Origin of the sequence: Phycicoccus sp. (genome assembly GCF_035325325.1) — a bacterium.
Classification (GTDB): domain Bacteria; phylum Actinomycetota; class Actinomycetes; order Actinomycetales; family Dermatophilaceae; genus Phycicoccus.
The window spans coordinates 43,326-50,812 of record NZ_DAOLAC010000030.1 but is presented as its reverse complement, the minus strand read 5'-3'; the positions used below and the strand labels follow the sequence as shown (position 1 = coordinate 50,812).

Genomic DNA, 7,487 nt, shown 5'->3' with positions numbered 1-7,487 from the left:
CGACGACGGGATCGCTCTACTCCGACCTGGTGATCGCCCTGCGCGACACCGATGGAGCGCCGATCCTCGAGAAGTACGTCGTTCCGGCCACCACCGAGACCGCCGAGAGCACCGAGTACTGCGTGCAACCGGTGTCGTACACAGCGGTCACCGGCGTCGCGGCGACGACCAACCCGGTCGACGGACGCACCGTCTGGCCGATCCCGCTGCAGGGGGCCTGGATCACGAGCGACCCCGGCAACGGCCGCGGCGGATGGCTGCCACGAGTGCGCGTCGGAACCGGCTGGAACGCCATGACCGCCCTCGCCGGACCGGGCGACCTCACCGGCGACGGCAAGGCCGACCTCCTGGCCCGCGACACCCTCGGCCAGCTCTGGCTCTACCCCGGCAACGGCCCCGGCGGATGGCTGCCACGAGTGCGCGTCGGAACCGGCTGGAACGCCATGACCGCCCTCGCCGGACCGGGCGACCTCACCGGCGACGGCAAGGCCGACCTCCTGGCCCGCGACACCCTCGGCCAGCTCTGGCTCTACCCCGGCAACGGCCGCGGCGGATGGCTGCCACGGGTGCGCGTCGGAACCGGCTGGAGCGCGATGACCGCACTGGTCTCCTGACCCGTCGCGACCGGCCAGGCCCTGCACCCCGTGGTGCAGGGCCTGGCCCCCGCCTGCTCACCCCACGAAGACGCGGGCGTTGCGGAACATCCGCAGCCAGGGGCTGTCGGCCTCGACCGGCCCACTGGTCCACGACATCTGGACGTTGCGGGAGACCCGCTCCGGGTGGGGCATCATCGCGGTGAACCGGCCGTCGGCCGTCGTCACCGCGGTCAGCCCTCCGGGCGACCCGTTCGGGTTGTGCGGGTGGGTGGTCGCCGGCCCGCCGCGGTGGTCGACGAAGCGCGCGACCTGGTGCACCGTGCCGAGGTCGCCCCGAGCCGAGAAGTTCGCGAAGCCCTCTCCGTGCGCCACCACGATGGGGATGCGGCTGCCGGCCATCCCGGCCATGAGCACCGACGGGGAGTCGAGCACCTCGACCTGGGTGAGTCGTGCCTCGTACTGCTCGGAGCGGTTACGGGTGAACCGCGGCCACGCCTCGGCGCCGGGGACGAGGTCGGCGAGGGCCGCGAACATCTGGCACCCGTTGCAGATGCCGAGCCCGAACGTGCCGTCGCGGTGGAAGAAGTCGTGGAACTGCTCGGTGAGGTCCTCGGAGAACAGGACCGAGCGGGCCCATCCCTCCCCGGCGCCGAGGGTGTCGCCGTACGAGAAGCCGCCGGCGGCCACCAGCCCGTGGAAGTCGGAGAGGTGCGCCCGGCCCGCCTGGAGGTCGGTCATGTGCACGTCGTAGGCGTCGAAGCCGGCCCGGTCGAGCATGAACGCCGTCTCGACGTGGCTGTTGACACCCTGCTCGCGCAGGACGGCGACCTTCGGCCGCACGCCGGTCGCGACGTACGGCGCGGCCACGTCGTCGGTGGGGTCGAAGGTGGGCGCGACGACGAGCCCACCGTCGTCGTCGGCGCCGACCGCGGCGTGCTCCTCGTCGGCGGCGCCGGGGTTGTCGCGCAGCACCGAGATGCGCCACGAGACCTCGTCCCAGGCCTGCGCGAGGTCGCGCACCGACTCGTCGACCAACACCCCGCCGGCCGCCCGCACCCGCACCCGTCGCTCGCTGACGGTGCGCCCGACGACCGAGGTGAGGTCCCCGAGGCCGTGGCCGGTGAGGACGTCGACGACCGTGTCGGCGTCGCCCTGGGCCACCCCCAGGACGACGCCCAGCTCCTCGGCGAACAGGGCTGCAACGGAACGGACCTCGAGGTCCAGGCCCATCCCGCCCGCGAACGCCATCTCGCAGGCCGCGGCCCAGAGGCCACCGTCGGAGCGGTCGTGGTAGGCCGTGACGAGGCCCTGCTCGCGCAGCTCACACAGAGCCGTCGCGAGCGCGACGACCCGCTGGGGGTCGTCGAGGTCGGGGACCTCGCGGCCGAAGGCGCCGGACACCTGGGCGAGCATCGAGCCGCCGAGCCGGTCGCGGCCGGCGCCGAGGTCGACCAGGACGAGGGCCGAGCCGTCGCGCAGCTGCGGGGTCCACGTGCCGCGGACGTCCGGGAGCGAGGCGAAGGCGGTGACGACGAGCGACACCGGCGAGGTGACCTGCTTCGCGTCCCCCATCGGGTCGGTCCACCGAGTGCGCATCGAGAGCGAGTCCTTGCCGACCGGCACGGAGATGCCGAGCGCCGGGCACAGCTCCATCCCGACGGCGCGGACGGTGTCGTAGAGCGCGGCGTCCTCACCCGGTTCGCCGCAGGCGGCCATCCAGTTGCAGGAGAGCTTGACCCGCCCGAGAGCGGCCACCGGCGCCGCGAGCAGGTTGGTCAGCGCCTCGCCCACCGCCATCCGGCCGGAGGCGGGCGCGTCGACCGCCGCCAGCGGCATCCGCTCCCCGCTCGCCATGGCCTCTCCCGCGAAGCCGACGTGGTCGGCAAGGGTCACCGCGACGTCGGCCACCGGCACCTGCCACGGCCCGACCATCTGGTCGCGGTGGGTCAGCCCGCCGACGGTGCGGTCCGCGATCGTCACGAGGAAGCGCTTGGACGCGACGGTCGGGTGCCGGAGGACCGCGTAGGCCGCCTCGCGGACGTCGAGGCCGGCCAGGTCGAGGTCGTCTCCGTGTCGCTCGACCCGGGTGACGTCGCGCGTCATCCGCGGCGGCTTGCCGAGGAGGGTCTCCATCGGCATGTCGATCGGCCGGTCCTCGCCGGGGACGTCCTCGGGACCGTCCGCGAGGACGAGCTGCCCGTCGTCTCGGGCCACCCCGACGACGGCGTGGGGGCACCGCTCGCGGTCGCAGAGCGCGGCGAACCGGGCGAGCGACTCCGGTGCGACGGCGACGACGTACCGCTCCTGGGACTCGTTGCACCACACCTCCTTCGGCGCGAGACCGGACTCCTCGAGCGGGACCGCGGAGAGGTCGAAGCGCGCACCGAGGAAGGCGCCGTCGACGAGCTCGGGGAAGGCGTTGGAGAGCCCACCGGCGCCCACGTCGTGGATCGCGAGGATCGGGTTCCCCTCGGGGCCGAGGCTCCAGCAGTGGTTGATGACCTCCTGGGCCCGCCGCTCCATCTCGGGGTTGCCGCGCTGGACGGAGTCGAAGTCGAGGTCTGCCGCGTTGGCCCCCGCGGCCATCGACGAGGCGGCGCCCCCGCCCATCCCGATGCGCATGCCGGGACCGCCGAGCTGCACGAGCAGCGTGCCCGCGGGGAAGGTGACCTTCTCGGTCAGGTCTGCGCTGATGGTGCCCAGGCCACCAGCGGACATGATCGGCTTGTGGTAGCCGCGGCGGACGCCGTCGACGGTCTGCTCGTAGACCCGGAAGAAGCCGCCGACGCCCGGCCGCCCGAACTCGTTGTTGAACGCCGCCGCGCCGATCGGGCCCTCGACCATGATGTCGAGGGGGCTGGCGATGTGGCTGGGGGCGCCGTACTCCGTTCCCTCCCAGGGCTCGTCGGTGCCGGGCAGATGCAGGTTGGAGACCGCGAAGCCGGTGAGCCCGGCCTTCGGCTGGGAGCCGCGGCCGGTCGCGCCCTCGTCGCGGATCTCACCGCCCGCGCCGGTGGCCGCTCCGGGAAAGGGACTGATGGCGGTCGGGTGGTTGTGCGTCTCGACCTTCATGAGGACGTGCACCTCGCCCTCGCGACCGCGGTACGGGCTCGGACCGTCGGTGGCCTCGGGCAGCCAGCGGGTGCGCGGCCCGCCCTCCATGACGGAGGCGTTGTCCTTGTACGCGACGACCGTGCCGGCGCCCGCGACCTCCTCGGTGTGGCGGATCATGCCGAACAGCGAACGAGCCTGCGGCTCACCGTCGATGACGAAGTCGGCGTTGAAGATCTTGTGCCGGCAGTGCTCCGAGTTCGCCTGGGCGAACATCATGAGCTCGACGTCGGTCGGGTTCCGGCGCAGGGCCGTGAACGCGTCGACGAGGTAGTCGACCTCGTCGTCGGAGAGGGCGAGCCCGAAGTCGCGGTCGGCCTCCTCGATCGCCGCGCGACCCCGGCCGAGCACGTCGACGTGCACCATCGGGTCGGCGTCCGCGATGTCGAACAGACCGGCCGCCGCGTCGCGCGACGGGAGGGCGGACTCGGTCATCCGGTCGTGGAGGACGTCGGCGCACCGGGCCCACTGCTCCTCGGTGAGCGGGGCGTCGCACCCGAGGTGGTACTCCGTCACCCGCTCGACCCGCCGGACCGCGACTCCGCAGCTGTGCGCGATGTCGGTGGCCTTCGAGGCCCACGGCGAGAGGGTGCCGAGGCGCGGAGCGACGACGACGAGGGCGGCGTGGGGTGCCTCCGGGACACCCCCGAACGGCTCGCCGTAGGTGAGCAGCCGCTCGACCGTCGACGTCGTGACCGGGTCGAGGGCCTCGTCGCTCGCGACCCAGTGGACGTACCGGGCGGCAACCGACGACACCTGCGGCGCGACGACGCGCAGCCGGGCGAGCACGCCGGTCGCGCGGAAGCTCGAGAGGGCGGCGCCCCCGGGGACGGTGGTCAGCACGAGGTCGTGCGACGAGGCCATGGCGGGTGTCTCCCGAGGGGGGTGCGGCGCGGGTGGCGATCTGCCGGTGCTCAGGCTACCGGCGGCGGCGCACCGCCCGGCCGCCGGACCAGGACCGGGCGAGCGCGGTGTACCATCTGGTACATGATCGACGTCTCGCGCCCCACCACCCTTCCTGCGCCGGCCCTCTGGCCGGTGATGTCCGGAGTCCGCGACTGGGCCTCGTGGCTGCCCACCGTCGAGTCCGTCACCCCCCTCGAGCCGGAGCGGCCGGACGAGGTCGGCGCCGCGTACGCCGTCGAGCAGCCCGGACTGCCGCGCGCGACGTGGACCATCACCGAGTGGGTCCCCGGGCGCTCGTTCACCTGGGAGTCGCGCGCAGTCGGGATCCGCACCACCGGGACGCACGAGCTCCAGGAGGGTCCCGACGGGACGACGATCCGGCTGGGGATCCGCTGGGAGGGTCCGCTCGCCGGGATCGTCCGGGCGTTCGTCGGGCGCAAGAGCCTCGACTACGTCACCCGCGAGGCGGCGGCCCTGGAGGCGACCGCCGCCGCCCGCACCACCGGCGCGTGACGCCGCCGCGGCCCGGCGGCCGGGACGAGCTGCTGGCGCGAGCCGTGGCCTGGTTCGCCGAGCACGGCGTCGGCGACACCAGCCTGCGCACGCTCGCCGCCGGCATCGGCACGAGCCACCGGATGCTCAACTACCACTTCGGCTCTCGCAGCGGCCTGCTCGGAGCGGTCGTCGAGGCGGTGGAGCGCTCCGAGCAGGAGGCGCTCCTCGGACTGTCGGCGACGACCGAGGACCCCTTCGAGGCCGGCGCCCTGTTCTGGGCCCGCGTCGCCGACCGGGCTGCCGTCTTCGCTCCGCTCTTCTTCGAGCTGTCCACCCACGCGATGCGCGGCGAGCCGCACGCCGAACCGCTGCGTCGCTGGTTCGGCGAGGGATGGCTGCCGGTGCTGGCGCGGGCCTACCGGGACCTCGGTGTCGGCGACGGCGCCGCCGAGACGCTCGCCCTGCAGTCCCTCGCGATGGCCCGCGGCCTGCTCTTCGAGGTGGCCGTCACCGGCGACCGTGCCGCGGCGGACCGGGCGATGGCAGGCTGGACCACGATGGTCCGGCGCGAGCTCGAGGAGGGGCGATGAGGGTCGTGGTGCTGGGGGGCAGCGGCGCGATGGGGGCCCGGGTGGCCGACCGGCTCGAGGCGCGCGGGCACGACGTCGTGCGCGCGTCCCGGGCGACGGGGGTCGACGTCACCGTGCCGGACCGCCTGCTCCGCACCTGTGAGGGCGCCGACTGCCTCGTCGACTGCCTCAACCTCACCACCCTCTCCCGCCGCCGGGCGGTGGCCTTCTTCGGCCGGGCCGCCCGGACGGTCGCGGAGACGACCGCCGCCGCGCGCGTCCCGCACGTCGTGGCGGTGTCCATCGTCAACGTCACCGAGCCGGCGGTCTCCCGGGCGACGGGGTACTACGCCGGCAAGGCGGCCCAGGAGGCGGGGTACGCCACCGCGCGGGTTCCCGTCACCGTCGTGCGGACCACCGCCTGGTTCACCCTCGCCGAGACCTTCCTCCACCAGATCCGGGTGGGCCGGTTCGCCCTCGTGCCGCGGATGGGCCTGCAGCCGGTGCACCCGGACGCCGTCGCCGACCTCGTCTCCGACGTCGTCGAGGCCGGTCCGACCTCGGGACCGGCCACCTCCGACGGGCCGGTCGTCCGGCAGCTGGCCGGACCCGAGCGCACGGACGCGACGACGATGGCCCGCGCCCTCGCCGCCCGCGAGGGAAGCGGGGTCCGGGTCGTCGGGCTGCCCGCGCCGACGGCCGGGCTGCGCACCGGCCTGCTGCCGGCCGCGGACGTGCCGCGCGACGGCCGCCGCTTCGAGGACTGGGTCAGAACCGGCGGCCGGTGAGCCGCTCGTAGGCCTCGACGTACTTCGCGCGGGTGCGCTCGAGCACGTCGAGCGGGAGCGGCGGCGGCGCCTCGCCGGACGCCTTGTCCCACCCGCTCGCCGGCGAGAGGAGCCACTCGCGGACGAACTCCTTGTCGAAGCTCGGCTGGGGGTGGCCGGGCTCCCACTGGTCGGCCGGCCAGAAGCGGGAGGAGTCGGGGGTCAGCACCTCGTCGGCGAGGACCAGCGCGCCGTCGTCGACGCCGAACTCGACCTTGGTGTCGGCGATGAGGATGCCGCGTTCGCCGGCGATCTCGTTGCCGCGGGCCAGGATCCGGGTCGTCAGGTCGCGGGCGCGGGCCGCGAGGTCGGGACCGACGGCCGCCTCGACCTCCGCGAACGACATCGGCTCGTCGTGCTGGCCGGACGGCGCCTTGGTCGAGGGGGTGAACAGGGGCTCGGGCAGGCGCGATCCGTCGGTCAGCCCCTCGGGGAGGGTCAGCCCGCTCACCGTGCCGTCGGCCCGGTACTCGCGCAGGCCCCCGCCGGTGAGGTAGGCCCGGGCGACGCACTCGACCGGGAGCATCTCGAGGCGGCGGACGAGGACGGCCCGGCCGCGGACGGCGTCCGGCACGTCGGTGGAGACGACGTGGTTCGGGACGAGGCCGGCGAGCTGCTCGAACCACCAGAGCGACATCCGGGTCAGCACCTCGCCCTTGCCGGGCACCGGGGTGTCGAGGACGAAGTCGAAGGCCGAGATGCGGTCGGACGCCACGAGGAGCAGGAGGTCCTCGCGGGGGGCGCCGGCGTCGTCGAGCGGCGCGTAGAGGTCACGCACCTTGCCCGAGTAGACGTGGGCGTACCCGTCGAGGACCGGCGCGGCGTCGGGCGTGGGCGTCGAGGCGTCGACCATGGGCCCATCCTTCCAGCCCCCCGAGCGCGCCGCGCCCTCCTCCGCCGCCCGAACCCCACGCGCTCCACGCGTATCGGGTCACCCGATACGGCCGCGCTTCACCCGAGGACCGTCCCGGGGCGAGGCGCAC

At 74.4% G+C, this 7,487-nt stretch carries 6 protein-coding genes; 4 read left to right on the top strand and 2 right to left on the bottom strand.

Annotation, left to right across the window (positions count from 1 at the left end):
• Positions 1-614 (top strand): VCBS repeat-containing protein (locus tag PKA89_RS15620; RefSeq protein ID WP_324421076.1); only part of this gene is annotated, 614 nt, incomplete at its 5' end.
• A 57-nt stretch (positions 615-671) separates the two neighbouring features.
• On the opposite strand, the gene purL is transcribed toward PKA89_RS15620, so the two are convergent.
• Complete coding sequence (purL, locus tag PKA89_RS15615; RefSeq protein WP_324421074.1) at positions 672-4,571, bottom strand: phosphoribosylformylglycinamidine synthase; 3,900 nt, start codon at positions 4,569-4,571, stop codon at positions 672-674.
• Positions 4,572-4,694: 123 nt separating this feature from the next.
• On the opposite strand from purL, the gene PKA89_RS15610 reads away from it, so the two are divergent.
• From PKA89_RS15610 to PKA89_RS15600, 3 genes are read left to right on the top strand one after another with little or no spacing between them, the layout of a single operon-like run.
• Positions 4,695-5,126, top strand: a complete 432-nt coding sequence (locus PKA89_RS15610; protein WP_324421072.1) for an SRPBCC family protein — start codon at positions 4,695-4,697, stop codon at positions 5,124-5,126.
• Complete coding sequence (locus PKA89_RS15605) at positions 5,123-5,698, top strand: TetR/AcrR family transcriptional regulator (protein WP_324421070.1); 576 nt, start codon at positions 5,123-5,125, stop codon at positions 5,696-5,698. Before PKA89_RS15610 ends, PKA89_RS15605 begins: the two co-directional genes overlap by 4 nt.
• Complete coding sequence (locus PKA89_RS15600; RefSeq protein ID WP_324421068.1) at positions 5,695-6,465, top strand: SDR family oxidoreductase; 771 nt, start codon at positions 5,695-5,697, stop codon at positions 6,463-6,465. Before PKA89_RS15605 ends, PKA89_RS15600 begins: the two co-directional genes overlap by 4 nt.
• Here the strand turns inward: PKA89_RS15600 and PKA89_RS15595 are convergent.
• The gene (locus PKA89_RS15595) at positions 6,446-7,357 is read right to left on the bottom strand and encodes a phosphoribosylaminoimidazolesuccinocarboxamide synthase (RefSeq protein ID WP_324421066.1); all 912 of its coding nucleotides are present in this window, start codon (positions 7,355-7,357) and stop codon (positions 6,446-6,448) included. The genes PKA89_RS15600 and PKA89_RS15595 overlap by 20 nt on opposite strands.
• Between the last annotated feature and the right edge of the window lie 130 nt (positions 7,358-7,487).